The organism is Sphingosinicella microcystinivorans, from assembly GCF_027941835.1.
Lineage (GTDB): Bacteria > Pseudomonadota > Alphaproteobacteria > Sphingomonadales > Sphingomonadaceae > Sphingosinicella.
In genome coordinates this window covers 931,565-957,767 of record NZ_CP116005.1, presented here as the reverse complement: position 1 = coordinate 957,767, position 26,203 = coordinate 931,565, and the positions used below count along the sequence as shown (strand labels likewise).

Sequence of the window (26,203 nt, the reverse complement as noted above, 5' to 3'; positions counted from 1 at the left end):
GAGTGGCGCAATTATGGTGGCGATCGAGGCGCACGAAAGCCTACGCTATCGTTATTTCGTCGTCGCGATGCTTTCGCTGGTCTATATGCTGAACTTTCTCGACCGGCAGCTGCTGTCGATCCTGGCGGAGCCGATCCGCGGAGAGTTGATGCTGACGGATACGCAACTGGGCCTTCTGACGGGCTTCATGTTCGCCCTTTTCTACACTGCTTTCGGTGTGCCGGTGGCCTGGATGGCGGACCGGGTTAACCGTGTACGTGTTGTCGCGGCCGCCTGTGCGCTTTGGAGCTTGTTTTCCGCCGCCTGCGGGCTGGCGCAGAATTTCACGCAGCTTGCACTCGCCCGGATTGGTGTAGGTGTGGGAGAAGCAGGGGGATCGCCTCCTTCCTATTCGATCATCGCCGATTATTTTCCGCCGGAGCGCCGCGGGTTCGCGCTGGCGCTCTATTCGCTCGGCGTTCCGCTGGGCACGACGGCCGGGGCGGCACTGGGCGGCTGGATCGCCGCCGTTCACGGCTGGCGGACGGCCTTCATCGCGATAGGACTGCCGGGCGTGTTGGTCGCACTTCTGCTGGTTCTGCTGGTTCGCGAGCCACGGCGCGGGCGGTTCGAGACGCCGACGACAGACCGGCCGCCATTCTGGCAGGCGATTCGTACGTTCTTCGCTTCTCGAACGCTTTCGCTGGCTGCAATCTCCGCGAGTATTTCGGGGTTCGTGGGTTATGCAATGCTTGCCTGGACGCCGGCATTTCTGATGCGGACGAAGAGTATGACGCTTACTGAGGTGGCGATGTACTACAGCATCGTCTCAGGTATCGCCTCCGCCGTGGGTATTCTGCTCAGCGGCTATCTTGTTGATAGGTTCGGAAGACGCAGCCCGCACATCTACGGGCTAGTGCCAGCGGCGGCCTTGTTCGTCAGCCTGCCCTTTTATATCGCGGGCGTGAACGCTGAGACGTGGCAGGTGGGGCTGGCATTCTTCTCGGTCCCCTTTGCGATGTACATCACCTATCTCGCGCCCTCGCTGGCGGTGATACAGAATACCGTGCCGCCAAACCGACGCAGCACATCATCGGCGTTGTTGCTGTTTGTAATCAACATCGTTGGGCTTGGTGGAGGCCCCTTGTTTGTGGGTCTCGTCAGTGATGGCCTCGCCCCCGTCTATGGCGACAAATCGCTCGGATTGGCTATGTTGGCACTGTCACCGCTTTTCCTGCTCGCAGCCGGAATGCACTTCGCGATGTCCCAAACCCTGCAGCATGTGGAGGCATGATGCGCGCATCGCCTATAATCGTCCGCGACGAGGATGTTGAGGCGCTGCTTCCGATGAGTGTGGCGATCGAGCAGGTAGAGCGGATGTTGGCAGCACGCGCCGAAGGTAGATGCGTTACCCCCCCTCGGCACCATGTGGCGTTTCCCGGTTTGGGAGATCTTGTCTTTACGGTAGGCGGGGTGACAGACGGAATGGGGCCACTTGGGTTTCGCGTCTACGATCTGTTTCCCGGCTCGCGCGACCAGTTCACCGCGATTTGGGAGGACGGTCTGAGCGGGATTGTTCTGGGTAGCCGACTGGGGCTTCGCCGGACTGGCGCGATCGGCGGCACGGCGATCAAACATCTGGCACGCGCCGACGCCAAGACCCTCGCCGTGATAGGGACAGGTCCGCAGGCCCACGCGCAGATCGAGGCGGCGCTTGCGGTCCGGCCGATCGATTCGATTCGCGTTTACAGCCGCGACGGCGTGCGGCGAACAGATTTTGCCCGGGCAGTCGAGTCCGCTCATTCCATTGCCACCATTCCGGCCGTATCCGCACGCGGTGCAGTCACTGACGCCGATATTGTTATCACGGCGACGACCAGTACCACTCCAGTTCTTGATGCTGCGTGGCTGAAACCGGGCGTCCACATCAACATGTTGGGCCCCAAAGCTAGGGATGCTTATGAGCTCGATCCCGCGCTCGCCGATGTCATGTGGAGGATCGGGACCGATTCGATTGATCAGATCCGCCAGATGACGTTCTTTCTCGAAGGAATACCTGCCAATCGCCGTGTCTCCGATCTCACTAGGCTCATCGATGAATTGAAGGATAAAGGGCGACCTTCTGAATCATCGACGCTGTTCGTTTCGGTTGGGCTCGCGGGGACCGAAGTCGCGCTTGGCGCGGCGGTACTTGCAGCTGCCAAGAGCGCTGGACGAAATCCGCCTTATTAAAAGCCGGTACCAAACACCTAATTCATCCCTATCGTTTCAGGATAAAAAGATGGCTCACCCCCTGATCGTCCGCCAGGATCTCGACTTTCTGCTTAACGGCTGGCTCGGACTGGCGCGAGATCGCAATGGAAAGCTTCATCACGGGCCCCTCCCGTACTGCGCTCGAACCCGGCGAGGTGGTCGTGGCCGCGACGTTCGAAACCGGTCGGCAGCTTGCCTTCGAAGAATTGCTGGTGCGGAACTCGACCGGCCGCGCGGTGGTCGCAGTCGCCTGCGAACGTGTGGGAGACGCCATGCGCTACACGGTTTCCGGTCTGGTGGATCGTCCGGTCCGCAGCAAGCCGATTGCGGATGATCCCGGTCCGTGGCTCGATGATCTTCTGGCCCAGTTCCCGATGCTCGCCGATGCGAGCAGCTCGGCCTATCGGCGGCGCGTTCTTCATGTGCTCGCCCTTCGCGCGAGGGAACGGGCGTGAACGGCATTCCCATCAGCTTCCGCATCAATGGCACAGCCGTCGAGGCGCATGTCGTGCCGGACCTGACGCTCGCGGATTTCCTGCGCGGCGACCAGGGTCTCAAGGGCACACACATCGGCTGCGAGGAGGGCGTTTGCGGAAGCTGCACCGTGCTGGCGGACGGCGAGACGCTCCGCGCCTGCCTGACGCTCGCCGCACAGATGGACGGCGCCGACATCACCACCGTCGAAGGTTTCGATGACCCGGCGGGCGACAGGCTCCGCAAGGCGTTCGCGGAGAATTTCGCGGCCCAGTGCGGTTTCTGCACCGCCGGCATGATGGCGGTGGCGCGCGAATTCCTGGCGGATAGCACGGTCGCCGATCACCGCGACGAGGTGGAGATCCGTTCGCGCCTCAATGCGGTCGTGTGCCGCTGCACAGGCTATCAGGCGGTCGTGGCTGCCGTCCGCGCGGCGGCGGCCGAGCAATGAGCGCGGTCGGACAATCGGTGCGCCGTACGGCGCTCGGTCGTTTCGCTGCGGGCCGTGGGCGCTACGTGGGCGACATCGATCTGCCGGGCATGGCGACGGTCGCGTTCGCGCGCAGTCCCGTCGCTCATGCCGAACTCCTCGGTGTCGATGTGACGGCCGCGCGGGCCATGCCCGGCGTTCTCGCTGTCATCACGGGTGAGGATGTTGCGGGCTTTGCGCCGCAGCCGTCGCTGTGGAACCTGCCCGGCCAGAACCATTCAGGTCTGAAGGCGCTGGCGACCGACCGGCTGCGCTATGTCGGCCAGGCGTTTGCTGCCGTGGTCGCCGTCGATCGCCGCACAGCGGAGGCAGCGACACGCACGATCGTTCCCACGTACCGGGCGTTGCCCGTCGTCGCGGACATGGACGCCGCGCTCTGCAGCGATGCGCCGCGCCTTTACGATCACTGGCCGGATAATGTCGTCAGCCGGCCGTGCTGGCAGGCGGGCGACATCGCGGACGCATTCGACGGCGCCGCGCTCGTCGTCAGCGACCGCTTCACGACGCAGCGCGTCCATCCCTGCTCGCTCGAACCGCGCGGCGTCGTGGTGGAGCCCGGGCTCGACGGCGAGAGCATCACGGTCTGGCTGTCCACCCAGTCCATCCATCAGGTGCGCGCCGGCATCTCCGAATGTCTCGGCCTTCCCGAGCACCGCATCCGCGTTATCGCGCCGGACGTAGGCGGATCGTTCGGAATGAAGGCGTGCATCTATGGTGAGGAGGTGGTGCTCGCCTTCCTCGCGCAGTGCATCGGCCGCCCGCTACGCTGGATCGAGACCCGCGCCGAAGCCTTCGTCGCGTCAACGCACGGCCGCGACGAGCGCGTCGACCTTGCCGTTGCCTTCGATGCGGACGGCCGCATCCGGGGGCTCCGCTCCACGATCGTGCTCGACAAGGTCGCCGACCCCTACGCGACCTCGATGGGCACGGCCTGGATCACCGGCGCGGTGATGACTGGACCGTACAGGATCGATACGATCGACATCGAGGCGCTCGCCGTCGTCACCAACAAGACGCCGACCGGCGCCTACCGCGGCTTCGGGCAGCCTGAGGCGAACTTCGCGCTCGAACGCGCGCTCGACATGGCGGCGCCGCGCCTCGGTCTTGACCCTGCGGACCTTCGCCGCCGCAACCTCGTTGCGCCGTCCGAGATGCCGTATCCCACGCCGACCGGCATCGTTCTAGACAGCGGGCGTTACGCCGACCTCCTCGATGCGACGCTTGAAAGGTTCGGCTACGACGAGGCGCGGCAGGCCCAGCCGTCGTCACGGCATCGCACCGGCGTCGGCATCGCCTGCTACGCTGAAACCACCAACTTCGGTCCGTCGCCGCTTTGCAAGCTGATCGGTGTCGACAGCGGCGGTTTCGATGTCACGTCGATCCGCATGGAGCCGAGCGGCCACGTGCGGGTCTTCGTCGGCCAGACACCGATGGGGCAGGGCGTCGAAACGGCGTTGGCACAGGTTGCGGCTGATGAACTCGGGCTTCCAGTCGAAGACATTTCCATCGTCCACGGCGACACCGTCTCCTCAGCCTATACGGCCTATGCGAGCGGCGGCAGCCGCGGTGCTGGCGTCGCGGGCGGTTCGACGGCACTTGCCGCGCGGCGGCTGCAGGCGCGCATCCTGCGCTGGGGCGCGCACCTTCTTGATGCGCCGCAGGAAAATGTGCGGTTCGTACAAGGCGGTGTCGAAGTCACGGACATGCCGACGCGCCGCATCGGCGTCGCGGAGATCGCCGCTGCGGCATACAAGGCCTTTTCAACGCCCGAGGAACTCGAACCCGGCCTTGAAGACAGGGCGGCCTACGATCCGCCTTCGCTCGCCATCGCCTATGGTTGCGTCGTGGCGGAAGTCGCTGTCGACCTCGATACCGGCAAGGTGACCGTGGAACGCGTTATTTTCGGCCACGACTGCGGCGTCCAGATCAATCCGGCCATTGTCGAGGGGCAGGTGATCGGCGGGCTCGCACAGGCGCTCGGCGCGACGTTGTTCGAGGAAATGCGCTATGATGCGGAGGCCCGGCCACTCACGCTCTCCTTGCAGGATTACCTGTTGCCGCTCGCTTCGGACGTGCCGCATGTCGAACTCGTACACTTCGAGACACCGACACCTTTTTCTCCCATCGGCGCCAAGGGTGTCGGCGAAAGCGGGACGATCGCCGTGCCTGCCGCCATCGCAAATGCGGTTCAGAACGCGATAGGCCCGGCCATGCCGTTGTTGACCCTGCCGCTGACCGCCGAACGCGTATTGGCCGTGCTATAAATGCGAGAAACACATCCTGGGTCATCTATGACGCGGTGGCTGCTTACGGCAGGCGAAGGGGTGGACGACGGCGACGACGGTGGAGATTCGACGCGGAGAAGCTGTGAGGAGACAGCGATCTGGGCTTTGTGGACGGATTACGACGTGAAACCGGAACGGATTCCTCTGAGGGGATTTGTCTGATTCACGGGGAACCGATCGCTTTGCGTCCTGCGATAATACCCGGCTCATAGTCGATCGGACCGGGCAAGCGCTCATGATCAGGTGTGCAGGCTGTCATCAAAATCGTCTGGAGTGTCCGAGTACGATTTGATCGAGGCGTAGCCTTGAAAGCAGATCGGCAAGTTCACTGCCGTTGTTCGGAGGCGACACTTGTCGCCATGGGTGGTTTCACGATAACGCCACTCTCCAATGACAGCCTCTCCGCTTCTTTCGCCAGAAAGCGGTCAGTCCGCAATCGGCCCCCAAACTGACAGTGTCTGCAGAACCACTCAGTCGTATTGGTGCTCAGACACCGGGAGTTGTGAGGAAAGGTATGCCAACACGCCACGCAACCCGGAAACGCCGAGGCGGCGATAGGTCATGCACAGGTGATTGCGGACAGTCGTATCGCTGATCTTCAGATCGTCGGCGATCGTCGCGACGGTCTTGCCCAGCAGCCGCGCATGAAGAATCTGCTTCTGGCGTCGTCCCAGCGGCAGCACGGAAACGCGATCGAGCAGCGCCGGCGTGATACCCAGCTGCCAGCGCACCCGCTGACCCGTCTTGCGCCGTACGGCGGAGAGGTGGTGCGCGACGGTCGACGATGCAATGCCGAGATCGCGGGCGATGTCGTCGTTGCGCGCGCCGCGCGCAGCCTGCCGGGCGACGACGGTTTCGCGCGGGCTGAGGCGCGAGAAGGCGATCGCGTCGCGGACTGAGCCCTGCGCGGCATTTGAAGGCGCGCTGATGACCAGAAGCGTTCGTTGCCCCTGACGATACCGGCTGAGAACGACGACCAGCTCATGACCGTCGCTGCCCAGCCTGTGGTGCTGCCTGTCATCGCCCGCACCTGCGAGACTCTGGCGACAGAGCGCTGCAAGATCGGGCGCGAACACCGGCGGCTGGCGGGAACTGCGCCGGATGTCTGCGATGAGCTGTTGCAGCAGCGGCGATTGCTGCGGCCACCGGGCGACCGGATGAAGCTGATCGTCGAGGATCAACAGATCGCACTCGCGATAGTCCCTGCGCAACTGTTCGAGCAGCCACGCGCCCTGCGCCTCCCGCTCCCGGTAGCAGATGCGCTCTATGCCGCCCTTCAGGAACGGCAGCAGCGCGAGCGCCACCTGCTCGTCCCGTGCGTTGAAATGCCCGTCCCGATGCGAGCGGTGCATGACGATGGTGGCGAACAGATCATCGTCCGTGGGGATGGAGAGCGCGAGCGCATGCCGGATGTCCCGGGGCTTGTAGAGTGCGGTGTAATACGCATCCCGCGGTTCGCGCGCGATCGGCCAGATCGTGTCGGAATTCAGGATTCCGGTACGGCGGCGGCTCTGGCTGCGCATCAACGCCGTGCGCCCGGGATCCTGCCGGTTGAGCCGCTCCATGAGAAGCGGAAACTCCTGATCGAGGCCGACGCTGTGCAGGTTCCGCCAACGCCACTGCCGGGAGTGAGTGAGCGCGATGAACATCGATTTGCAAGCGAGCAGGCTGCCGAGCCGCGGCATCATCGTTTCGACCAGCGCATCGGTGCCGGTACATTCGAGAACGTCGGCGCCGATGCTCAGGATCTGCCGGTATTCGGCCGTTTGCAATGCTGTCACCACGCCATCCTCCCCGGGGCCGCCGCGCACGGTGGAAGGATAGCAGCGATTCCGGGGCCGCTCAAACTGATCAATTCTTGCCACGGAATTGATCTTATCTGGCTGCTTGTGGCGTGGTCCGGCGCGGTTCTACTCAATCCCCAACAACAAGATCCAGGATCGGGGGGGGGAGAGATACCATGAAGGATCACGCGCAGCGTTTTGTCGTGCGGCAGCACCGCGTTTCGTTGCTGGCACTTGCCGCAGGGCTTTCGGCACTGCTGGCGGAACCGGCCGAGGCCGCCGCGCCGGATGCGGAGAACGATGAACGGTACGGCATCGAGGAAATCACGGTCACGGCCCGCAAGCGCGAGGAGAAACTGCAGGATACGCCGGTTTCGATCGTTGCCCTCTCCGGCGAGGACCTCGCGCGGCGCCAGATCGTCAGCCTCGCGGATGTCGGCCAGCATGCGCCCAATGTCCAGTTCCATGCGAGCGGCGTCGGTGGTCGCAATTCCGGTCAGGCCTTCATTCGCGGCGTCGGCCAGTCCGACTATCTGCTGACCACCGATCCCGGCATCGGCGTCTATGTCGACGGCGTCTATCTCGCCCGTTCCATGGGCAGCATTTTCGATCTCGTGGATATCGAGCGCATCGAGGTGCTGCGCGGCCCGCAGGGCACGCTCTACGGCAAGAACACGATCGGCGGCGCGATCAACATCGTTTCAACGAAGCCCAGCCTCACCGAGGCATCGGGCATGGTGGAAGGGCGCGTCGGCCGGTTCAGCCGCCTCGACGTGAAAGCCAAGGCCGAAGTGCCGCTGATCGAGGACAGGCTGGCCGCGAAAGTGGCGCTGAGCACGCGCGATGCCGAGGGCTTCGGGACGCGCCTGCTGACCGGCGAGGAGCAGGGAAGCGAGAACAGCGCGGCGGTTCAGGCGTCGCTGCGCTGGAAGGCCCACGACGATGTCGAGGTGATGCTCTCCTTCGACAAGACGCGCGTGCGTGAGACCTTCTCGCAGGTGCATCTGGAAGAGATTTCGGACGCGCTGCTCGTCGGGCTCTACAACATGTTCGTCGCGCCCTACGACGCGCGCTACATCACCGGAAATCCCTATGAAAGCTATGCCACGGGCGGCAACCGGAACGACCTCGATGTCTGGGGCGTCAACGGCACGCTCGAATGGAGCTTCGGCGACACGACGCTGAAATCGATCACCGCCTATCGCCACCTGAAATCGCAGTTTGAGACCGATCCGGACGGTTCGTCGCTCACGATCGTCGATGAGCGGGACGACAACCGCCAGCGCCAGTTCACGCAGGAGCTGCAACTGTCGGGCACGTCCTTCGACGACCGTCTGAAATGGGTGGTGGGCGCCTATTATCTGCATGAGAACGCGCAAGGCACGATCGACGTCCAGATCTATCCCGAGCTTCTGCCGGTCATCGGTCTCGATATTTCGCGCCGGATCGAAGCGAAGCAGGTCACGCGCAGCGCATCGCTTTACGGACAGGCCAGCTACGCGCTCGCCGACGGTCTCAACGCCACGCTCGGCCTGCGCTACACGCACGAGAAGAAGCGTTACGACACCTCGCTCTATCTGCCGATTTCCGATGTCTATCTGATCGATCCGACACGCCGCTCGCAGGACTGGAATTCGGTATCGCCGCGCTTCGGCCTCGACTACCGGCTGAATCCCGAAGTGATGATCTATGCCTCGGCGGCGAGCGGCTTCAAGAGCGGTGGGTTCAACGGCCGCTCCTCCACCGCCAACGAGGTGCAACCCTATGCGCCGGAGAAGCTCTGGAGCTACGAACTCGGCCTCAAATCCGACTGGCTCGACAACCGGCTGCGCGTCAATCTCGCGGGGTTCTACAACGACTACCGCGATATCCAGTTCATGCTGAGCACCGCCGACGAAGACGGGGTGCAGGTCGTCGTCGTCCAGAACGCGGCGAAGGCGCGCGTGATGGGCGCCGAACTGGAGGTGACGGCGGCGCCCGCGCCGCGGTTGCTGCTGTCCGCCTCGGCCGGCCTCATCGATGCGGAGTTCACGGACGTCGCGGCGGGCGCCGCGATCACCACGGCGTCGCATTTCGCCTCCACCCCGAAGTTCTCCTCGTCGGTCTCCGCCGAATACGGCGTGCCGCTGGGAGACTGGGGCACGCTGACCCTGCGCGGCGACTACAGCTATCGCAGCCGTATTTATTACGAGGTCAACAACCTGCCGGCTGTGACGCAGAACGGCTATGGCCTGCTCAATCTGCAGGCGACGCTCGAACCCGGTGACGGGCGCTATGCGCTGACGCTTGCGATGACCAACGTCGCCGACAAGCGCTACAAATCGACCGCTGTCAGCACGCTCGACAGCCTCGGCTTCGCCAGCGCGCAATATGGCCGCCCGCGCGAGTGGTCGCTCACCGCCCGCGCGCGTTTCTAGGACGCGCGCATGGGCCGTGCAGCGACAGGTCTCCGGTACGGCATAGGCGGGGCTGCGGCGGGCGCATTGGCGATGGTGGCCGTGCTCGCCATTCCGCCGGTCGATCCGCCGGGCGCGGCGCCGATCCGTGCGCGCACGGCCGATGGACATCTCGTCGAGCGGTTCGAGATCCGGCCCGCCGACATCATCGCGCGCACCAGCGACGGCAGCCTCGGGGTCCAGGCCTTTCCGGAGGGAATCGCGCCCGTCGGCGGGCCGGCGGCCGGCAGTTCGGTGCTGACGGCGAAGCTGCGCAACGCGCGCGGCGTGGTGATCGGGATCGCCAGCCGCTACACGCTGACGACGGACCATCCCGATCGTTCCGACCGGCTGTGGACGCTCGTGATCACCCGGCGCGGAACGCTTGCCACCAACTGTCCGGCGGATGCAGCGACACCCTGCGGCACGGTGCTGGGGGGAACGGGCACGTTCGCGGCCTTCAGCGGGCGCCTTCAGGAAACCGCGCGCGGCGCCGGGTACGCGCTGACGTTGACAGGTGCGGGAGAGCAGTGATGGCCGGGCTGCAAAAGGCGCTGGCGGCGCTGGCGGGCATGACCGCGGGTACGGTGATGGTGCTCGCTGCCCTGTATGTCTTTCCGTTCCACCACACCGCGCGGACCCAGCATGCGCTCCCCGCTTTTGTGGCCCATGCGCCCGATCACGAGACATACCGGTTGCTGCTTTCCGACGATTTCGTGTCGGTGGCGACATCGCCGACGCCCGCGGTCTTCCCCAATCGCCCGGCCGGAACACCGCCGCTCATCGAGCCCAACGTCCGTATGGGCCTTGCGCTCATCACTCGCATCCGGGACGCCGACAACCGCGTCGTCGGCTTCGCCACCGAGCTTGAGGCGGCGCATGAGGACAGCAGTTTCCTGCGCGGCCGGTTGATGACGCACACCACGTGGACCGTGGTGCTGCCTGGCCGCGGCGTGCTGTTCCTCTACCAGACCGAGGACAACTGGACGCTCGTCACCCGCTATCTTCTGCCGGGCCTGCTGAAAGGGCGGCCCTGGCATGGGCGCTGGCTCCACCTCAACACGCTCGGGCCGTCGCCGCAGGGCTACGGCGAGGTCATCGCCGGAACGGGCGCCTTCGCCGGGCGCAAGGGGCGCTTCGTGGAGGTCGCCGAGCTGCGCGCCTTTCAGGCGGATACGGTGTTCGAAGGGGTCATGGACCTGCTGGTTGCGCGCAATCACACAGAGGTGAAATGATGATCAGTCGGCTTAAATCTTCGCTTCTCGTGGTTACGCTCCTTATGGGGGCCTCGCAGATCGCGCGCGCTGACCCGGCCGCGCCGCGGCCAGGCGAGACGGTTCTGTCGTTCTACGTGCGACTGCCGGATCACGGCGTCGCGCTGACGACGGGCGGGGCCGTGAAAATGCGGCGTGGGCCGGACGGTATCGCGGCGCTCGCAGAGCCGGCGCTCGACAATACGCTGGCGCTGCTCTGCAAGCTCGCGGACGCCGAGGGCAAGGTCGTCGGGTTCGCCTCGGAACTCGAGATATTTTCTGCCGATCCGTCCGCCACCGACACACGTTGGCCGACAGCCTGGACCCTCGCCATACCGGGCCGCGGCATGATCTACCTGCACCAGATCGAGCGCTCCGGCCGCCTCGTCACCGATATCATCGGGCCGACCATGGCAACCGGAAAGCCCTGGTCCGGAGACTGGACCGTCACGACCACAGTCGGCCCGCTGCCGGATGGCCGGGGCCGGATCGTCGGCGGAAGCGGCGAGTTCGCAGGCATCGCGGGCAGCTTCGTCGAGGTTGATCGGCTAACGAACTATTCCGTCGATGGCGTACTGACGGGAACGGTGGAACTCCGGTTGTTCGTCAGGAAGTGACATCATGTGACGGTATGTGGAAGTTAAGTATGCTTTACTCGTTCGTTTCCAGTGTCGGAATGAGCTGACTTTTCCTGCCCGGCTTGCCGACGATCCATTCGTCTGTTCGCTGCCCTGTGGATCGCCGCGCGCGCGATCCTATCTGCCGTCTGCTGATCGAGGAGGTTTGCGTGGCTTCGGCGCCGAGACCCGGACCTGCGACCTTTGCGCACTGACCACGATCTTGACTTCAGCAGGCAAGCGAAGGCACGCTGCGCGCATGGTCCGCCGACTCATCTCCCTGCTGTTCGCGGTCGCCCTGCTGGGCGTGACCGGGCAGGGCGTGGCTTATGCCGCGCGCGGGCCGGACCCGATGCAGTTGGCCCACATGACGATGCCGATGGCGGACTGCATGAAGATGATGGAGCAGGCCGCACCTGCCGATGCCGACACACCCGGCAAACATCGGGGCGGCACCCCGGCGGACTGCCTCGGCGACATGATCGCCTGCGCCGGCATCGCCGTTGCCGTTCCCGATGCCATTATACCTGCGCTCGTCGCCTACGACCATAGCACGGCACATCGCCCAGGGCTCGCGAGCCCGCTGCATGGCCGCTCGCTGGCGCCCGACATACAACCGCCTATCGCCTGATCTGAACTGTCGGCCGGGCCACTCGCGCCGCGCGCGCCGTGCCCGGTCCGCATCCATTCGGATCCGGAGATATTCCATGAAGATTTTTCGTTTCGCCGCGGCCGTGGCTGCCGCGCTCCCGTTCGCCGGTGTGGCCTCGCCTTCGTCCGCAGTCTCGGCCGGCTAGCGACGACCTGGCCGGTCTGGCGCCGAACGGCAGCCGGGCCTTGTGGTGCGGGTGGAGCGATGTGCTTGCTTCACCGGCATTGCCGGCAGCTGCCGCGTGAACACTAGAGCGGCCTGATCGTCCGATCAGGAGCATCCCATGCGACTCTTGCTTTTCGCGCCGCTGCTTGCGGCGCTTCCCGGCGCGGCAACAGCCGGGCCGCTGACCTTCGAGGCGGCGCTGTATCAGGCGCAGACCACGGCACCCTCGCTCAGGGCGCGGGCGCTCGGCGCCGATGCCGCGCGCTCGGCGCGCGGAGCGGCCGGTGCGCTGCCCGATCCGACGCTCGCGGTGGGTGTCGACGGCTTCCCGATCTCGGGACCGCTCGCATTCGAGCCCGGTCGCGACGATTTCACCATGACGCGGGTCGGCATCGCCCAGGAGTTCCCCAACCTCGCCAAGCGCCACGCGCAGCAGGCCCGCGCCGACACCGACATCGCCGCGGCGGAGGCCGACAGGGCGGTGGAAGCGCGCACCGTCGAGGTCGGCGCGGCGCTGGCGTGGATCAACCTCGCTTATGCAGAACGTCGGCTGGCGGCGCTCGATGACCTGCTTGCCCGGCTCGACCGTGTCGTCGGCGTGACCTCCGGCGCGGTCTCCTCGGGCAATGCGCGGCCGGCGCAGACACTCGCCGGCCGACAGGCGGTCGCCGCGCTGCAGGACCGGCGCGCCGCGCTGGTGTCGCAGGCGGCGCGGGCCAGGGCGGCGCTCACGCGCTGGACAAGCGAGCCCGATCCGGAGACCGCAGGTCCGCTGCCGGATTTCGCCGTCGACCCGGTGCTGCTGAAGGCCGGTCTCGACGCCCATCCCTCGATCCGGATGATCGATGCGCAGGGCGCGCAGGCCGATGCCGATGTGCGCGTGGCGGAGGCCGGGCGGCGGCCCGATTTCGGGGTGAACCTCGCCTATCAACGCCGCGACCCGCGGTTCGGCGATTATGTCTCGGCCGGCGTCACCATCAGCCTGCCGATTTTCACCCGGCGCCGCCAGGGCGCCGGGATCGGCGCGGCCCAGGCACAGGCCGGACGGGTGGCAGCCGAGCGCGAGGCCGCGCGACGCGCGCTCGCTGCCGATCTCGATGCCGACCTTGCCGATCATGTGATGCACCGCGACCAGTGGATGCGGGCACGCGATACGCTCCGGCCCCTGGCCGAGGAGCGCGTTCGGCTTGAGACGGCGAGCTACGCGGCCGGACGCGCCGGCCTCGTCGACATCGCCGACGCCTATGCCGCGCTCGCCGAGGCGACCCTCGCCACCCTTGAACGCGAGGCCGCGGTCGCCGCCGATGGCGCCCGGCTTTCGCTGACCTACCGGAGGACCGACCAATGACCGAAGTCAACGCCTCACGGACGCGCCTCGCGGCGGGCGGCGCCCTCATCGCACTGGTTGCCGGGGCGAGCGGCTACGGCATCTCCCATTTCGCCGGTCATCCGGCTGGTGCGCCGCCCGCCGCCCGGGAGGCCGACTCCGGCGGGCGCACACCGCTCTACTGGTATGATCCGATGGTCCCGGGCCAGCACTTCGACAAGCCGGGCAAATCGCCGTTCATGGATATGCAGCTCATCCCCAGATATGCCGACGAAGGCGACCGCGAGACGCCCGGCGTCCGGATTGATCCGGCGGCGTCGCAGAGCCTGGGGCTGCGCACCGTCGCAGTGCGGCGCGGTGCGCTGGAGCGCAATCTCACGGCGGCCGGGACGATCGACTTCAACCAGCGCGACGTCGCGGTCGTGCAGGCGCGCGCGGCGGGCTTCGTGCAGCACGTCTATGCGCGCGCGCCCGGCGACGTGATCGGTGCCGGGGCTCCGCTGGCCGACCTGCTCGTTCCCGACTGGGCGGGCGCCCAGGCCGAGTATCTTGCCGTTCGGCAGACCGGGAATGCAGCCCTTGCCCTTGCGGCGCGGCAGCGGCTGGCGCTGCTCGGGATGCCGGCCGGCACGATCGCCGCGGTCGAACGCAGCGGCCGTCCGCATGACGTCGTCACCGTGTCCGCACCCGCGGGCGGGGTCATCAGGACGCTCGGCGTGCGCGCGGGCATGGCCGTCGCGGCGGGGCAGACGCTCGCCGAGGTCAACGGCCTCGGCACGGTCTGGCTCAACGCCGCCGTTCCCGAAGCGGCTGCCGGACACTTGCGGCCGGGACAGCCGGCCGCCGCTACGCTCGCCGCCTATCCGGGCGAGACCTTCACCGGAAGGGTCGCGGCCATCCTGCCCGATGTGCAGGCCGACAGCCGGACGCTCACGGTCCGGATCGAGCTTGCCAATCGCGGCGGGCGGCTGCGGCCGGGCATGTTCGCCGCCGTCTCGTTCGGCGGCAGCGCGGACCCCGCGCTGCTGGTCCCGTCGGAGGCGCTGATCCGGACCGGCAAGCGCACGCTCGTCATGCTCGCGCGCGCCGACGGGCGCTACGAGCCGGCCGAGGTGCAGGCCGGCCGCGAAGCGGACGGCGACACCGAAATCCTCGCCGGCCTGTCCGAAGGCGAGAAGATCGTCGCTTCGGGCCAGTTCCTGATCGATTCCGAGGCGAGCCTGTCCGGCGTCCGCGCGCGTCCGGTCGCGGCGTCGGCCGCACTCCATGAGGCGACCGGCAGGATCGAGAAGCTCACCGCCGATGCGGTCACGCTCAGTCACGATCCGGTGCCCGCGATCGGCTGGCCGGCGATGACCATGACCTTCGCGCTGCCCGATCACGCAATCGCGCACGGATTGAAGGCCGGAGATCGCGTGCGCTTCGGCTTCGACCAGCCGCCCGCCGGGCCGACCGTGCGCCGCATGACGAAGGTGGCGGTCCAATGATCGCCCGCCTCATCCGCTGGTCGGTCAGGAACCGCGTCTTCGTCCTGCTCGCCACGCTGGCGCTGGCGGCGGTGGGGATATGGGCAGTGCGCTCGACCGCGATCGACGCGCTGCCGGACCTGTCCGACACCCAGGTCATCATCCGCACCTCCTATCCGGGGCAGGCGCCGCAGATCGTCGAGAACCAGGTCACCTATCCGCTCACCACGACCATGCTGTCGGTGCCGGGAGCGAAGACGGTCCGGGGCTACAGCCTCTTCGGCGACAGCTTCGTCTACGTGATCTTCGAGGACAGCACCGACCTCTATTGGGCGCGCAGCCGCGTGCTCGAATATCTCGATCAGGTGCAGGGCCGGCTGCCCTCGACCGCGCGCAGCGCGCTCGGGCCGGACGCGACCGGCGTCGGCTGGGTCTATGAATACGCCCTGGTCGATCACAGCGGCCGGCACGACCTGTCGCAGCTGCGGTCCTTGCAGGACTGGTTCCTGCGCTATGAGCTCAGGACCGTCCCCGGCGTCGCCGAGGTCGCCAGCATCGGCGGCATGGTCAAGCAATATCAGGTCCTGCTCGATCCGGTGAGACTCGCCACCTTCGGAATCACCCACGCCCAGGCCGTTCAAGCCATACAACAGGCCAACCAGGAGGCCGGCGGCTCTGTGCTGGAGATGGCGGAGGCCGAATACATGGTCCGCGCCTCGGGCTATCTGAAGACGCTCGACGATTTCCGCGCCGTCCCCCTCCGAACCGCCGCCGGCGGCGTGCCGGTCACGCTCGGCAATGTCGCCACGATCCAGATCGGGCCCGAGATGCGGCGCGGCATCGCCGAGCTTGACGGCGAGGGCGAGGTGGCGGGCGGCGTCGTCATCCTGCGCTCCGGCAAGAACGCGCGCGCGGTGATCGCGGCGGTCAAGCAGAGGCTTGCCGCGCTCGAGGCCGGCCTGCCGCCGGGCGTCGAGATCGTCCCCACCTACGACCGCTCGCAGCTGATAGATCGCGCGGTGGAGAACCTCACCCGCAAGCTGATCGAGGAATTCATCGTCGTCGCGCTCGTGTGCGCGCTGTTCCTCTGGCACGTCCGCTCGGCGCTGGTCGCGATCCTGACACTTCCCCTGGGGGTGCTGGCCGCCTTCATCGTCATGCAGTTCCAGGGGGTGAACGCCAACATCATGTCGCTGGGCGGGATCGCCATCGCGATCGGCGCGATGGTCGATGCGGCCATCGTCATGATCGAGAACGCGCACAAGAAGATCGAGTGCTGGGAGGAGCATCCCGGCGAGACGCTGGCGGGCGGAGCGCGCTGGTCGGTGATCACCGAAGCCGCCGCCGAGGTCGGCCCGGCCCTGTTCTTCAGCCTGCTGATCATCACGCTGTCGTTCGTGCCGGTGTTCGCGCTCGAAGGACAGGAAGGCCGGCTGTTCTCGCCGCTCGCCTTCACCAAGACCTATGCGATGGCCGGCGCCGCGATCCTGTCGGTGACGCTGGTGCCTGTCCTGATGGGCTGGCTGATCCGGGGGCGCATCCCGGCCGAGCGGGCCAACCCGGTCAATCGCTGGCTCACGATCCTCTATCGCCCGGCGCTCGACTGGACGCTCCGGCGTCCGAAGACGGTGCTGCTGATCGCGGCGCTGGTGTTCGCGACGACGGCCTGGCCGCTGACGCGGCTCGGCGGCGAGTTCATGCCGAACATGGACGAGGGCGATCTGCTCTACATGCCCTCGGCCCTGCCGGGCCTTTCGGCGGCGAAGGCGTCCGAATTGCTCCAGCAGACCGACCGGCTGATCAAGACCGTGCCCGAGGTGGCGACCGTGTTCGGCAAGGCCGGCCGCGCGGAGAGCGCGACCGACCCGGCGCCGATGGAGATGTTCGAGACCACCATTCAATTCAAGCCCCGCGACCAGTGGCGGCCGGGCATGACGCCGGAGAAGCTGATCGACGAACTGGACCGGACGGTGACGCTGCCCGGTCTTGCCAATGTCTGGGTGCCGCCGATCCGCAACCGGCTCGACATGCTGGCGACCGGCATCAAGAGCCCGATCGGCGTCAAGGTGTCGGGTGCGGATCTCGCCCGGCTCGACCGCATCGCCCACGATATCGAGACGGTTGCCAGGACCGTGCCGGGCGTCAGCTCGGCGCTCGCCGAGCGCCTGACCGGCGGACGCTATGTCGACGTCGACATTGATCGTGCGCTCGCCGCACGACACGGGCTCAACATCGCCGACGTGCAGGCGATCGTCTCGGGCGCGGTCGGCGGCGAGACGATCGGCGAGACGGTCGAGGGTCTCGCCCGCTATCCCATCAGCGTGCGCTACCCCCGTGAGCTGCGCGACAGTCTCGAAGGGTTGCGACAGCTCCCGGTCCTTACGCCCGCGGGCCAGCAGATCACGCTGGGTACGGTCGCGCGGATCGCGATCGCCGACGGGCCGCCGATGCTCAAGACCGAGAATGCCCGGCCCTCGACGTGGGTCTATATCGACGTGCGCGGGCGCGATCTGGCATCCGTGGTCGGCGACCTGCAGCAGGCCGTCGCGAGGCAGGTGAAGCTCTCGCCCGGCGTCAGCATCGCCTATTCGGGCCAGTTCGAATATCTCGAACGCGCCATCGCCAGGCTCAAGCTGGTCGTGCCGGCGACGCTGCTGATCATCTTCATGCTGCTCTATCTGATCTTCGGCCGGTTCGGCGATGCGGCGCTCATCATGGGCACGCTGCCGTTCGCGCTGACCGGCGGTATCTGGATACTCTATCTGCTCGGCTTCAACCAGTCGGTCGCGACCGGAGTCGGGTTCATCGCGCTGGCCGGCGTCTCGGCCGAGTTCGGCGTGGTGATGCTGATCTATCTGAAAAATGCCCTGGACGAGCGCGGGACCGATCCGGACGCTGCCGAGGTCGAAGCAGCGGTGCGCGAAGGTGCGCTGCTGCGCGTGCGGCCCAAGGCGATGACCGTGGCGGTGATCCTGGCCGGCCTGCTGCCGATCCTGTTCGGGCAGGGTGCCGGCTCCGAGGTGATGAGCCGGATCGCCGCCCCCATGATCGGCGGGATGCTCACCGCACCGCTGCTCTCGATGTTCGTCATCCCCGCCGCCTATCTGCTGCTTCGGCGATGACGTGCCTTTGACAAAGGGGCCTGATGAAGCGCTTGTGAAAGCCGTGCCAGTGCATCGGCAGGCCCGGCTCCGAAGAGGAAGTACCCTCCTGAAGGTATTGTCGACCCGATCCTGAATCGACGACGCTAGGCATATTCTCCCGGAAGAGTTGGATAGACGACGGGGAGATACATGTCGGGGTTGAAGGGGGAAGGCAGATGGGTAAGGCGCGTCTATACTTGGGTGTTGCAGCCGCGTCGCTGGTGCTGAGCGACCACGCAGCCGCGTTCGTTCAGGCCGAGGGCGCTGCTGTCCCGAGCACCAATCCCGAGGCCATCGAAGAGATCATCGTCACGGCCCAAAAGCGAAGCCAGTCCATTCAGGATGTCGGTATTTCAATATCCGCGTTTACCAACAAGGATATTGCCCGGATGGGATGGGCTAATACCGAGAATATCGCCGCCCAGACGCCCGGACTTGTCGCCACGTCCTTTTCGGGCGGCAGTTCCACCGGCCTCTTCTCCATTCGCGGGATTTCCCAGAACGACTTCGCCGACCACCAGGAGGCGCCGAGCGCGGTCTACGTCGACGGTGTCTATATGGCGCTTACCGGGTCGGCGACGTCGGAAATGTTCGATGTCGAGCGCGTCGAGGTTCTTCGCGGCCCCCAGGGGACCCTGTTCGGTCGAAATGCGACCGGAGGCCTGGTTCACATTACGAACAGGTCCCCGACGTACGAATTCGAAGGCTACACCGAAATCACGGTCGCCGAATACAACCAGTTGCGTTTCGAAGGGGGGCTTTCCGGGCCGCTTTCCGACAAGGTGCGCGCTCGTCTGTCCTTCGCTTCCAATAATTCTGACGGCTACTTCCGGCATTCCGGCGCCGGCTTCGCCGCGATCACGGGGCAGGTCTACGGGGGCTTTCCGGAAAAAGCCAAGGCAACCAAGGCCGACAAGTTCCGCGGCGCGGACAACCAGAATATCCGGGCGCAGGTCGACTGGGACGTTACCGGCGATCTGGTCGCAGGCTTCACTCTCAACTACGGTGTCGTGAACAACGTCGGCAATGCCTACGATACCGTGCCGACGCCCGAGGGAGTCATTGATTTCACGGCAACCGATTTCTTCGGCTCCCCCTTCGATCCCCGGATCAACTCCGAAGCGCCCAATATCCGCGGCTTTGTCGACAAGAAATCCGTCTCCTATACCGGAGATCTGAACTATACCGGAGACGGCTGGGGCCTCACGGGTATCGTCAACTATTCCGAGAACAGGAAGTCCTACCTGGAGGACGACGACGGCGGTCCTTACAATATCGCACTGTTCGGTACGGACCAGGATGCCAGCACCTTCAGCGCCGAGCTTCGCGCGAACGGCAAAACGGATCGGCTGACGTGGACGGCCGGTCTCTACTATCTGGAGATCGACGGCGACTACTTCGGCACCTTCCAGTTTCCGGGTGAAACGGGGGCACCCGATGTCGAGCCGGGAACGACGATTCCGGGGTATGGCTATGGCATTGATCTCGACTACGGATTGAGCACGAAGGCATTTGCCGCATTCGCGCAGGGCGAGTTCGATTTCACCGATCACCTGAAGTTGATACTCGGCCTGCGTTGGACCAACGACAGGAAGGATTTCAATATCCGGGCGACCTGCGTCGATATTCCCGTGGGTCTGTTTACCTGCGCGGACGTGATCCCGGCGGGCTCGCTGCTGGCGGAGACGAGCGATACGCAGCTTGATCTGAACGACAGTTTTTTCACGTGGAAAGCGCAAGTCGAATACAAGCCGATGCGCGATCTCATGTTCTATGTGGGCTACAACCGGGGTGTGAAGGCCGGCAGTTTCACTGCGCCGCTGGACGGCCTGCTTGCACCCTCTCAACTGACGTTCAAGCCGGAAACGCTCGATTCGTTCGAAGGTGGCATGAAGGCCGATTTCATGAACGGGCTCATGCGCCTGAACATGAGCGGCTTCTACTACGACTACAAGAATTACCAGGGGTTCGTGTTCAACGGCATATCGTCGATCGTGACGAACTTTCCGGCAACGATCTACGGTGGAGAGGTGGAACTGACGACGCGGCCGGTGACAGGCCTGCAAGCCCGGTTCGGGCTGTCCGCGATGTCGGCGCGCGTGAAGGACGTGGAAGTGGCGCCCGGCGTCTTTTCCAAGCAGAACATGATCCTGGCGCCCGATCTGGCGGCGAACTGGATGCTGCAGTACGAAGCGGATCTCGGCGACGGCGCTGTTTCATTGCAGTACGACGGTTCCTACACCGGGCGTCAATACTACAATACGATCAACGGGCCGCTGGTCAGCGGAAAGGGTTACGTGTTGATGAACGCCCGGGTCGGCTACCGATTCTCCGTCGGTGACACCGATACGGAAGTGTCCTTGTTCGTGAGGAATCTCGCGAACAAGAAGAACCTCACCTACGCATTCGATCTGTCGGCCTATTTCGGCAACACGATTCAGGTTTATGGACCGCCGCGCATCATCGGCGGGGCGGTGCGCGTGAATTTCTGAACGTCGGCGCAGGTTGCGGCTTTGCGGAAATCCGTTGACGCAAGTCGGTTCGGCGCCCGCTGCCGGTTTCCTGCGTCAGAAGGCGGCAATGCCGGTAATGGCTCGCCCCAGGATCAGTGCGTGCACATCGTGCGCGCCTTCGTATGTGTTTACCGTCTCAAGATTGATCGCGTGCCGCAGCACATGATACTCGCCCGAAATCCCGTTGCCGCCGTGCATGTCGCGTGCCGTGCGTGCAATATCGAGTGCATTGCCGACGTTCTCGCGCTTGATCATTGATATCATCTCGGGGGCGAAGCGGCCGTCGCCCATCAGGCGTCCGACACGCAGCGAGGCCTGCAACCCGAAGCTGATGGCGGTCGCCATGTCGGCGAGCTTTTTCTGATAGAGCTGGGTGGCGGCCAGCGGCCGGCCGAACTGCTTGCGATCAAGACCGTATTGCCGGGCCGCATGATAACAGAATTCGGCAGCGCCGAGCGCGCCCCAGCTGATGCCGTAACGGGCACGATTCAGGCAGCCGAACGGCCCTTTCAGGCCTTCGACATCGGGAAGCAATGCGTCCTCGCCGACTTCGACATCCTCCATGACCACCATGCCCGTGATCGACGCGCGAAGGGACAGCTTGCCTTCGATTTTCGGTGCGCTGAGGCCCTTCATACCCTTTTCGAGGACAAAGCCGCGGATCGCGCCGCCGTGGGCGTCCGATTTCGCCCAGATCACGAAGACGTCGGCGATCGGCGCGTTGGAGATCCATGTTTTCGAGCCGCTGATGCGATAGCCGCCGTCGATCTTCCGGGCACGGGTCCGCATACCGCCCGGGTCGGACCCTGCGTCGGGTTCGGTGAGGCCGAAGCAGCCGATCCATTCGCCGCTGGCGAGGCGACGGAGATAGGCTTCCTTCTGCGCTTCGGAGCCATAGGCGTGGATGGGGTACATCACGAGGCTCGACTGCACCGACATCATGGACCGGTAGCCCGAATCGACACGCTCGATCTCCCGGGCGATGAGGCCGTAGGTGACGTAGGACGCGTCGACACCGCCGTAGCGCTCGGGAAGGGTGCAGCCCAGCAAGCCCATCTCGCCCATCTCGCGGAATATGGACGGGTCCGTGTGCTCTCTCTCGAAAGCCTCGGCGGCGCGCGGCTGAAGCTTCTCCTGAGCGTAGGCGGCCGCCGTGTCCCGGATCATGCGTTCGTCGTCGGTAAGCTGTTCATCGAGGAAGAAAGCGTCTTCCCAGTCGAAGCGTACCGGTTTGCCCATGAGATGTTCCTTCCGCCTTGTCTGGCCGGGCATGTTCCGCGACCGGCGATGACAGGGGAGCACAGCGCAGGGTTTGACTTCCAATAGGATTTTCTGTCAATTTAATCCGATAATCAGATTAAAAGAACGTATGATAGACAGCAGGCAGCTCCGCTATTTCGCAGTGCTCGCGCAGCACATGCATTTCGGCCGCGCCGCCGAGGCGCTTTCGATCGCCCAGTCCGCGGTGAGCAGCCAGATCAAGAGGCTCGAGGAGGATCTGGGGGTCAGGCTGTTCAACCGCCGGAAGCGATCGGCCGTATCGCTGACCGACGCGGGCCGGATGTTCCTCGTCGAGGCTCAGGCCGCGCTCCGGCAGATCGAGCGGGCCGACCGGATCGGTCGGCTGGCGGGCCGCGGCGAGATCGGACAGGTCGAACTGGCCTACGTGGTCTCGGCCGCGATGAGCGGCGTGCTTTCGGAAATGCTCGGGACCTTCAGGAGAGCCCATCCTTCGGTCCTGATGCGTCTGACCACGATGGATACGCCCAGCCAGCTCCGGGCGATTTCCGATGGCCTCGTGGACGTGGGTCTGGTGCGTTCGCGCGCTGCCTATCCGGAGGGGATCGCCGCGCAGGTCGTGCACCACGACCAGCTTCTTCTCGCAATCAACGTGAACAGCCCGCTGCTTCATCATCCTGTCATCCGGGCCCGCGATCTGGCCTCGGAATGCTTCATCGTGCCCCAGTTCGCCGAAACCGAAGGGTTCACGGAAAATCTTGCGCGGCTGGGCAGGGCAGGCGGCTTCCATGTCCATGCGGCCCATTCGGTCGGAGACTTCATTACCGCGATCAGCATGGCCGCGGGCGATTACGGCGTCGCGCTGGTGCCCGGATCGTTCGAGCGGCTCGGGATAAGGGGCGTCACCTTCCGAAAGGTCGAAGACTATGCGGATTCCGTCTCCCTTTCGCTTGCCTGGCTGCGCACCGAAAGCTCTCCGAGCGTAAGGGCCTTTGTTGCCACCGCACGGGCGTGTCAGCCATGAGCCGGAGGCCTACCTCTCCGTGGGTATTGTCAAGGTATCTCCCGGTCGTTCAAGAATGATAGCCGGTATACGCGTGCCCCTGCGACGACGGTTGCGAGGCAGGCCCAACAATTCGGAGAGTTTATAAATGCTTGCGAACCCGGCATTCGATAAGAAGCTTCTCAGCGGCTCGCTGATCGACGGCCGGTGGCAGTCGGGTTCGGCGGGGACGTTCGCCGTCAGATCGCCGCATAGCGGAGACATATTGCACGAGGTGGGGCGCTCCGGCCCGGATGATGCCCGCCGCGCCGTGCAGGCCGCCAAGGCCGCCTTCCCGGCATGGTCTGCACTGTCGGTTGTCGAGCGCGCGCAGATCATGCGCAACATGCACAGGCTGTTCGTCGAGCGGGCGGAGACGATCGCCCGCATGGTGACCGCCGAAGTCGCCAAACCGATCCTGGCCGCGCGGGAAGAGACATTCGAATATTCATCGCCGTCCTGGGGGAAAGCGGCGGAAGAGATCCTGCGCTACCGCGGAATGCTGCTGCCTTCGACCCAGGAAAAGTCAAACAACAAGCGGCTGGTGCTAGGCCACCGCCCGTTGGGCGTGATCGGCGTCATTACACCGTACAACTTCCCGACCGATATCTCGTCGATCGCTCTCGCCCATGCTGCCGTCGCAGGCAACACGACCGTCTGGAAGCCGACCGAATATGCGCCCGTCGCCTGCGCCATGGTGGCCGAGATGTTCGCTGAGGCCGGTTTCCCCGACGGTGTGATGAACATGGTTCAGGGCTATGGCGACGTCGGTGCGGCGATCGTTGACGACAGCGATGTCAAAGGCATCTTCTTCACGGGTTCGACCGCGACCGGGGAGCGCATCGCGCGCGCGAACCCGCTGCGGCCGATGCTGCTCGAACTCGGCGGCGACGGTCCCCAGATTGTGCTGGAGGATGCGGATGTCGATGCCGCCGTCGAGGGTGCGGTCGTGGGCGCCTTCTATTATTCCGGCCAGGTCTGCACGTCGTCGGAGCGGCTTTTGATCCACGAGGCGGTCTACGACGAGTTCATGGAAAAATTCCGGAAAGCGACGGCCGCCCTCCGGATGGGGGATCCGTTCCTCGAGGATACGGACATCGGTCCCCTGTGCAACGAGGCCACACGCGAACGCGCCCGCGCGCACGTGGGAGATGCCCGTGCGAAAGGGGCTACCGTCGAGCAGTTCGGCGAGGAGCATGCGCTCTATTTCCCGCCGACGATCATCACGAATGCTTCGTCCGAGATGCTGGTTTGCAGGGAGGAGTCCTTTGCCCCGATCGCGACGGTTATCAAGGTCGCCTCGGCCGAGGAAGCGATCACGATCGCCAATCAATCCGAACTGGGGCTGGTCGCTTCGCTTTGGAGCAAGGATCTGGCGAAGGCGTGGCGGGTTGCCGAAGCGCTTCCGCACGGCACGGTCAATGTTAATGAGACCTCAAACTACTGGGACCAGCTCGCGCCTTTCGGTGGCGCGGGAAAAAGCGGTGTCGGCCGCGAGCTTTCTCAATGGTTTCTGGATTCCTTCACCGAAAAGAAGCTCATTTCCTTCGACCTTGGCGGTCCCCGCGCCGACCGCCGGGTGGCAGGGGGGTGGTGATCGTCCGGGGCGCGCTCGCAGCATCGAAACCGGTCGGTCTTCAGGGGAGCAGGCAATGACACGTTCCGGGGAACTGAAGGCGCGTCATGCCGCGGCCGTCACCAGGGGCGTGGGCACAAAGACCGTCTATGTGGAGCGGGCCCTCAATGCGGAACTCTGGGACGTCGACGGGCGCCGGTTCATTGATATGGCTGCCGGCATCGCCGTCAACAATACGGGGCACTGCCATCCGAAAGTCATGGCCGCCGTTGCCGAGCAGGCGAGCCGTTTCACCCATACGTGTTTCCATGTCGGGCCGTTCGAGGGCTATATCCGTCTTGCCGAGCGGCTCAACAGGATTGCGCCGCTGAATGGGCCCGCAAAGACGATGCTGGTTACGACCGGTGCGGAAGCGGTCGAGAATGCGGTCAAGATCGCGCGCGCGGCGACCGGCCGGCCCGCCGTCATAGCCTTTTCCGGGGCTTTTCACGGCCGGACACTGATGGGCATGGCGCTCACCGGCAAGGTTGTCCCTTACAAGAAGGGGTTCGGCCCGTTCCCTTCCGACATCTATCATGCCGTTTTCCCGAATGCCTATCTCGGCATTTCGGTCGAGGTGGCGCTTGCCGATGTCGAATCCCTGTTCGCCACAGATGTCGATCCAACGCGGGTGGCGGCCTTCATCATCGAGCCGGTGCAGGGCGAGGGTGGCTTTGTTCCGGCGCCCGATCCGTTCCTGCACGGCCTGCGCGATCTTGCCGACCGCCACGGCATCCTGCTCATCGTCGATGAGGTTCAGGCGGGTATGGCGCGAACCGGCAAGATGTTCGGGCTCGACCATTCGGGCGTGAAGGCCGATCTGGTGACGATGGCGAAGGGCCTCGCCGGAGGCCTGCCTCTGTCCGCGGTCGTCGGCCGCGCCGAGCTCATGGATGCCGCGCAGCCGGGCGGCCTCGGCGGGACTTACGCCGGCAATCCCCTAGCGGTTGCAGCGGCAAATGCAGTGCTCGACGTGATCGAGGAAGAGCGGCTTTGCGAAAGGGCCGCGAATATCGGCGAGAAGATCACCCGCCGCCTGCGTGCGCTTGCCGCGAGGCAGGGGATGGAGCCGATCGGCGATATTCGCGGCCCGGGTGCAATGGTCGCATTCGAACTCGTATCGGATCGTGAGACCCGGGCGGCCGATGCAGCGCTTACGGCTGCGTTGGTCGCGGAGGCCGAACGGCGGGGTCTGATCCTGTTGTCCTGCGGCATGAGGTTCAACGTAATTCGGCTGCTTCCGCCGCTGACGATTCCGGATGCAGTGCTCGACGAAGCGCTCGACATTATCGAGGCATCGCTGGGGACGGTGATCCTGAAAGCTGCCTGAGCGGGTTCCGGCCCTTCGTGAAACCCGGCTGTTTGCGGCACGCGTGGGACGGCGCTCCCACGCTTTCGATCCCGGCCGATCTCGTCGCAGATCGAATGGCATCTACTCACGTTGGGGTATCCCATCGCCGTTCTGAGATGG

General features: G+C 65.2%; 19 protein-coding genes. 17 read left to right on the top strand and 2 right to left on the bottom strand.

The features are described 5' to 3' along the window. Positions 1-13 precede the first annotated feature (13 nt). The 5 genes from PE061_RS04570 (at position 14) to PE061_RS04550 (ending at position 5,460) form a co-directional block, all read left to right on the top strand. On the top strand, positions 14-1,273 hold the full coding sequence (locus PE061_RS04570) for a spinster family MFS transporter (RefSeq protein ID WP_271257984.1): 1,260 nt from the start codon (positions 14-16) through the stop codon (positions 1,271-1,273). Beyond that, the gene (locus PE061_RS04565) at positions 1,270-2,211 is read left to right on the top strand and encodes an ornithine cyclodeaminase family protein (RefSeq protein ID WP_271257983.1); all 942 of its coding nucleotides are present in this window, start codon (positions 1,270-1,272) and stop codon (positions 2,209-2,211) included. The genes PE061_RS04570 and PE061_RS04565 overlap by 4 nt, the downstream gene beginning before the upstream one ends. Positions 2,212-2,336: 125 nt before the next feature. Then, on the top strand, positions 2,337-2,687 hold the full coding sequence (locus tag PE061_RS04560) for a hypothetical protein (RefSeq protein ID WP_271257982.1): 351 nt from the start codon (positions 2,337-2,339) through the stop codon (positions 2,685-2,687). Next, the gene (locus PE061_RS04555) at positions 2,684-3,157 is read left to right on the top strand and encodes a (2Fe-2S)-binding protein (RefSeq protein WP_271257981.1); all 474 of its coding nucleotides are present in this window, start codon (positions 2,684-2,686) and stop codon (positions 3,155-3,157) included. Before PE061_RS04560 ends, PE061_RS04555 begins: the two co-directional genes overlap by 4 nt. After that, a complete protein-coding gene (locus PE061_RS04550; RefSeq protein WP_271257980.1) occupies positions 3,154-5,460 on the top strand; it encodes a xanthine dehydrogenase family protein molybdopterin-binding subunit in 2,307 nt (768 codons plus the stop codon). Before PE061_RS04555 ends, PE061_RS04550 begins: the two co-directional genes overlap by 4 nt. 491 nt (positions 5,461-5,951) lie before the next feature. Here PE061_RS04550 and PE061_RS04545 read toward each other — a convergent pair whose 3' ends face one another. Beyond that, the gene (locus tag PE061_RS04545) at positions 5,952-7,265 is read right to left on the bottom strand and encodes a LuxR C-terminal-related transcriptional regulator (protein WP_271257979.1); all 1,314 of its coding nucleotides are present in this window, start codon (positions 7,263-7,265) and stop codon (positions 5,952-5,954) included. 176 nt (positions 7,266-7,441) lie between these two features. On the opposite strand from PE061_RS04545, the gene PE061_RS04540 reads away from it, so the two are divergent. The 9 genes from PE061_RS04540 (at position 7,442) to PE061_RS04500 (ending at position 20,815) form a co-directional block, all read left to right on the top strand. Then, positions 7,442-9,682 (top strand): TonB-dependent receptor, encoded by a 2,241-nt coding sequence (locus PE061_RS04540; protein ID WP_271257978.1) that lies wholly within the window; start codon positions 7,442-7,444, stop codon positions 9,680-9,682. Positions 9,683-9,691: 9 nt separating this feature from the next. Then, a complete protein-coding gene (locus tag PE061_RS04535) occupies positions 9,692-10,234 on the top strand; it encodes a hypothetical protein (RefSeq protein ID WP_271257977.1) in 543 nt (180 codons plus the stop codon). Continuing rightward, complete coding sequence (locus PE061_RS04530; protein WP_271257976.1) at positions 10,234-10,935, top strand: hypothetical protein; 702 nt, start codon at positions 10,234-10,236, stop codon at positions 10,933-10,935. The genes PE061_RS04535 and PE061_RS04530 overlap by 1 nt, the downstream gene beginning before the upstream one ends. Next, entirely contained in the window at positions 10,932-11,570 is a 639-nt protein-coding gene (locus PE061_RS04525; RefSeq protein WP_271257975.1) for a hypothetical protein, read from the top strand. Before PE061_RS04530 ends, PE061_RS04525 begins: the two co-directional genes overlap by 4 nt. Before the next feature lie 259 nt (positions 11,571-11,829). Then, positions 11,830-12,201 carry a hypothetical protein gene (locus PE061_RS04520; protein WP_271257974.1) on the top strand — a complete coding sequence of 124 codons (372 nt, stop codon included), beginning with the start codon at positions 11,830-11,832 and terminating at the stop codon, positions 12,199-12,201. A 304-nt stretch (positions 12,202-12,505) separates the two neighbouring features. Next, the gene (locus PE061_RS04515) at positions 12,506-13,735 is read left to right on the top strand and encodes a TolC family protein (RefSeq protein WP_271257973.1); all 1,230 of its coding nucleotides are present in this window, start codon (positions 12,506-12,508) and stop codon (positions 13,733-13,735) included. After that, the gene (locus tag PE061_RS04510; protein WP_271257972.1) at positions 13,732-15,201 is read left to right on the top strand and encodes an efflux RND transporter periplasmic adaptor subunit; all 1,470 of its coding nucleotides are present in this window, start codon (positions 13,732-13,734) and stop codon (positions 15,199-15,201) included. Before PE061_RS04515 ends, PE061_RS04510 begins: the two co-directional genes overlap by 4 nt. Further along, complete coding sequence (locus PE061_RS04505) at positions 15,198-18,302, top strand: efflux RND transporter permease subunit (protein WP_271257971.1); 3,105 nt, start codon at positions 15,198-15,200, stop codon at positions 18,300-18,302. The genes PE061_RS04510 and PE061_RS04505 overlap by 4 nt, the downstream gene beginning before the upstream one ends. Positions 18,303-18,499: 197 nt before the next feature. Next, positions 18,500-20,815 (top strand): TonB-dependent receptor, encoded by a 2,316-nt coding sequence (locus tag PE061_RS04500; protein WP_271257970.1) that lies wholly within the window; start codon positions 18,500-18,502, stop codon positions 20,813-20,815. Between the two features lie 75 nt (positions 20,816-20,890). On the opposite strand, the gene PE061_RS04495 is transcribed toward PE061_RS04500, so the two are convergent. Continuing rightward, the gene (locus tag PE061_RS04495; RefSeq protein WP_271257969.1) at positions 20,891-22,075 is read right to left on the bottom strand and encodes an acyl-CoA dehydrogenase; all 1,185 of its coding nucleotides are present in this window, start codon (positions 22,073-22,075) and stop codon (positions 20,891-20,893) included. 130 nt (positions 22,076-22,205) lie between these two features. Here PE061_RS04495 and PE061_RS04490 point away from each other — a divergent pair, with 130 nt between their 5' ends. The 3 genes from PE061_RS04490 (at position 22,206) to gabT (ending at position 26,062) form a co-directional block, all read left to right on the top strand. Then, on the top strand, positions 22,206-23,099 hold the full coding sequence (locus PE061_RS04490; protein ID WP_271259125.1) for a LysR substrate-binding domain-containing protein: 894 nt from the start codon (positions 22,206-22,208) through the stop codon (positions 23,097-23,099). A 127-nt stretch (positions 23,100-23,226) separates the two neighbouring features. Further along, positions 23,227-24,714, top strand: coding sequence for an aldehyde dehydrogenase family protein (locus PE061_RS04485; protein ID WP_271257968.1), 1,488 nt, complete (start codon positions 23,227-23,229; stop codon positions 24,712-24,714). Continuing rightward, the gene (gene gabT, locus PE061_RS04480; RefSeq protein WP_336297017.1) at positions 24,602-26,062 is read left to right on the top strand and encodes a 4-aminobutyrate--2-oxoglutarate transaminase; all 1,461 of its coding nucleotides are present in this window, start codon (positions 24,602-24,604) and stop codon (positions 26,060-26,062) included. Before PE061_RS04485 ends, gabT begins: the two co-directional genes overlap by 113 nt. Positions 26,063-26,203: the final 141 nt, after the last annotated feature.